This is a genomic window from Rhizobacter sp. P1_G5, assembly GCF_056405435.1.
In genome coordinates, this window is record NZ_JBFUCB010000668.1 from 1 (window position 1) to 3,168 (window position 3,168).

The 3,168-nt window shown below is 65.8% G+C and carries 4 protein-coding genes; all 4 read right to left on the reverse strand.

Annotated features, from left to right (window positions below):
- Positions 1-616 (reverse strand): ATP-binding cassette domain-containing protein (locus AC1D12_RS29130; protein ID WP_477844643.1); only part of this gene is annotated, 616 nt, incomplete at its 3' end.
- A gap of 14 nt (positions 617-630) precedes the next feature.
- Entirely contained in the window at positions 631-1,482 is an 852-nt protein-coding gene (ugpE, locus tag AC1D12_RS29135; protein WP_047505987.1) for a sn-glycerol-3-phosphate ABC transporter permease UgpE, read from the reverse strand.
- Between the two features lies 1 nt (position 1,483).
- On the reverse strand, positions 1,484-2,368 hold the full coding sequence (ugpA, locus tag AC1D12_RS29140) for a sn-glycerol-3-phosphate ABC transporter permease UgpA (RefSeq protein WP_477844645.1): 885 nt from the start codon (positions 2,366-2,368) through the stop codon (positions 1,484-1,486).
- 112 nt (positions 2,369-2,480) lie between these two features.
- Positions 2,481-3,168, reverse strand: a 688-nt coding sequence (locus tag AC1D12_RS29145) for an extracellular solute-binding protein (protein WP_477844647.1), incomplete at its 5' end; no start/stop codon positions are given.

Consider the following 3,168-nt stretch of genomic DNA (forward strand, 5'->3'; position numbering starts at 1 on the left):
ACGCGAGCGTCATCGCCTCGACCTGGTCGTGCGTGACGAACAGCGACGTGACGCCCAGCTCGGCGTGCAGCTTGCGGATCTCCAGGCGGGTCTGGCCGCGCAGCTTCGCATCGAGGTTGGACAGCGGCTCGTCGAACAGGAAGACCTGCGGCTGGCGCACGATCGCGCGGCCCATCGCGACGCGCTGGCGCTGGCCGCCCGACAGCTCGCGCGGCTTGCGCTGCAGCAGCGCGCCGAGCTCGAGGATCTTCGCGGCCTTGTCGACGCGGGTCTTGATGTCGGCGACCGGCACCTTCGCGATCTTCAGCCCGTAGGCCATGTTGTCGAACACGCTCATGTGCGGGTAGAGCGCGTAGTTCTGGAACACCATCGCGATGTCGCGCTCGGACGGCTCGACGTCGTTGACGACGCGCCCGCCGATCGAGATCTCGCCGCCGGAGACCTCCTCGAGGCCCGCGACCATGCGCAGCAGCGTGCTCTTGCCGCAGCCCGACGGGCCGACGATCACGATGAACTCGCCGTCGCCGATCTCGGCGTTGACGCCGTGGATGACCTGGTTGGCCTTCGGGCCGATGCCGTAGCGCTTGACGACGTTCTGGAGGGAGATGGCTGCCATGGGTGTTTGCTTCTCTACTTCTCGGTATCGACCAGGCCCTTGACGAACCAGCGCTGCATCAGGATCACGACGACCGCGGGCGGCAGCATCGCGAGGATGGCGGTGGCCATCACGATGTTCCATTCGTTGCCGGAGTCGCCGCCGGCGATCATCATGCGGATGCCCACCACCACCGGGTACATCTGCTCGCCGGTGGTGGCGATCAGCGGCCACAGGTACTGGTTCCAGCCGTAGATGAACTGGATSACRAAMAGCGCSGCGATCGARGTCTTCGACAGCGGCAGCAGGATGTCCTTGAAGAAGCGCATCGGGCCGGCGCCGTCGATGCGGGCGGCCTCGACGAGCTCGTCCGGCACGGTCAGGAAGAACTGCCGGAACAGGAAGGTCGCGGTGGCCGACGCGATCAGCGGCACCGTGAGGCCGCCATAGGTGTTCAGCATGCCGAGGTCGGACACCACCTTGTAGGTCGGGCTGATGCGCACCTCGACCGGCAGCATCAGCGTGACGAAGATCGCCCAGAACACCAGGCCGCGCAGCGGGAAGCGGAAGTACACCAGCGCGAACGCCGACAGCAGCGAGATCGCGATCTTGCCGAAGGTGATCACCAGCGCGGTGACCAGGCTCACCCACATCATGCGGGCGACCGGCGCGTTGGAGCCGGCGCCGCCGCCGTGGCCGTTCAGCGCGGCGAGGTAGTTCTCCCAGAAGTGCCCGCCGGGCGACATCGGCATCGGCACCTGCAGGATGGCCTGCGAGGTGTGCGTCGACGCGATGAACGCGATGTACAGCGGGAACGCGACGATCAGCACGCCGAGGATCATCACGGCGTGGGCCAGGATGCCGAGGGTGGGGCGGCGCTCGACCATGTCAGTACTGCACTTTCTTTTCGACGTAGCGGAATTGCAGCACCGTCAGCGCGATGACGATCAGCATCAGCACCGTCGATTGCGCGGCCGAGCCGCCGAGGTCGCCGCCCTTGAAGCCATCTTGATAGACCTTGTAGACCAGGATCGCGGTGTCGCGGCCCGGGCCGCCGTGGGTGGTGGCATCGATGATCGCGAAGGTGTCGAAGAACGCGTACACCATGTTGATCACGAGCAGGAAGAAGGTGGTCGGCGACAGCAGCGGGAACTGGATGGTCCAGAAGCGCCGCCACGGCCGGGCACCGTCGATGGCCGCGGCCTCGATCAGCGATTTCGGGATCGACTGCAGGCCGGCCAGGAAGAACAGGAAGTTGTACGAGATCTGCTTCCAGACGGCGGCGGTGACGATCATCGTCATCGCATGCGTGCTGTTCAGCAGGTGGTCCCACTGGAAGCCGAAGGTATGGTCCAGCGCGTACGCGACCACGCCGATCGACGGCGAGAACATGAACACCCACAGCACGCCGGTGACCACCGGCGCCACCGCGTACGGGATGATCAGCATCGTCTTGTAGAACAGCGCACCGCGCACCACGCGGTCGGCGAAGGCCGCCAGCATCAGCGACAGCGCGATGCCCAGCACCGCCACCAGCAGCGAGAACACCGCGGTGACCTGGAAGGATTCGAGGTAGGCCGAGTCGTTGAACAGCGTCTTGAAGTTGTCGAGCCCGACCCACTCGGTCGACAGGCCGAAGCTGTCCTGCACCTGCATCGACTGCAGCAGCGCCTGGGCGGCCGGCCAGAAAAAGAAGATCGCGCAGATCGCCAGCTGGGGGGCGACCAGCATCCAGGGCAGGACCTGCGAATCAAAACGAACTCGTTTTTCCATGGGCCGCGATGGTAAGCGCAGTGATCAAGCAGCCCCCGTGGAACCGGCTTTGCCGGGCCACTGGGGGCGCCCCCTTGAGGGGGAGGCGCGTCAGCGCCTCGGGGGTGGGACGTCAGGGTGCGGGAGCCTTGTTGGCCTTTTCGAAGCGCTCCAGCTGCTCGTTGCCGCGCTTCACCGCGTCGTCCAGCGCCGTCTTCGCATCCTTCTTGCCCGACCAGATCTGCTCGGTTTCCTCATCGATGATCGTGCGGATCTGGACGAAATTGCCGAGGCGGATGCCGCGCGACTTGTCGGTCGTCTTGCGGATCATCTGCGTCACCGCCACGTCGGTGCCCGGCTTGTCCTTGTAGAAGCCCGATTTCTCGGTCATCTCGTAGGCGGCCGTCGTGATCGGCAGGTAGCCGGTGCGCTTGTGGCTGGCCGACTGCACGTCGGGGCTCGACAGGTACTTGAAGAACTCGGCGACGCCCTTGTACTCGGCCGGCTTCTTGCCCGACATCACCCACAGGCTCGCACCGCCGATGGCGGTGTTCTGCGGTGCGCCGGGAACGTCCTGGTAGTACGGCAGCGGGGCCAGCCCGTACGCGAACTTCGCGCCCTTGCTGACATCGGCGTACGAGCCCGACGAGCCGGTGAACATCGCGCATTCACCCGACACGAACGACGGCACCGCGACGCTCGCGCGGCCCTTGTAGACGAACAGGCCCTGCTTGGACATGTTGGCCAGGTTCTCGAAGTGGCGCAGGTGCAGCGGCGAATTGAAGGCCAGGCGCGCGCTCGGGCCGCCGAAGCCGTTGTTC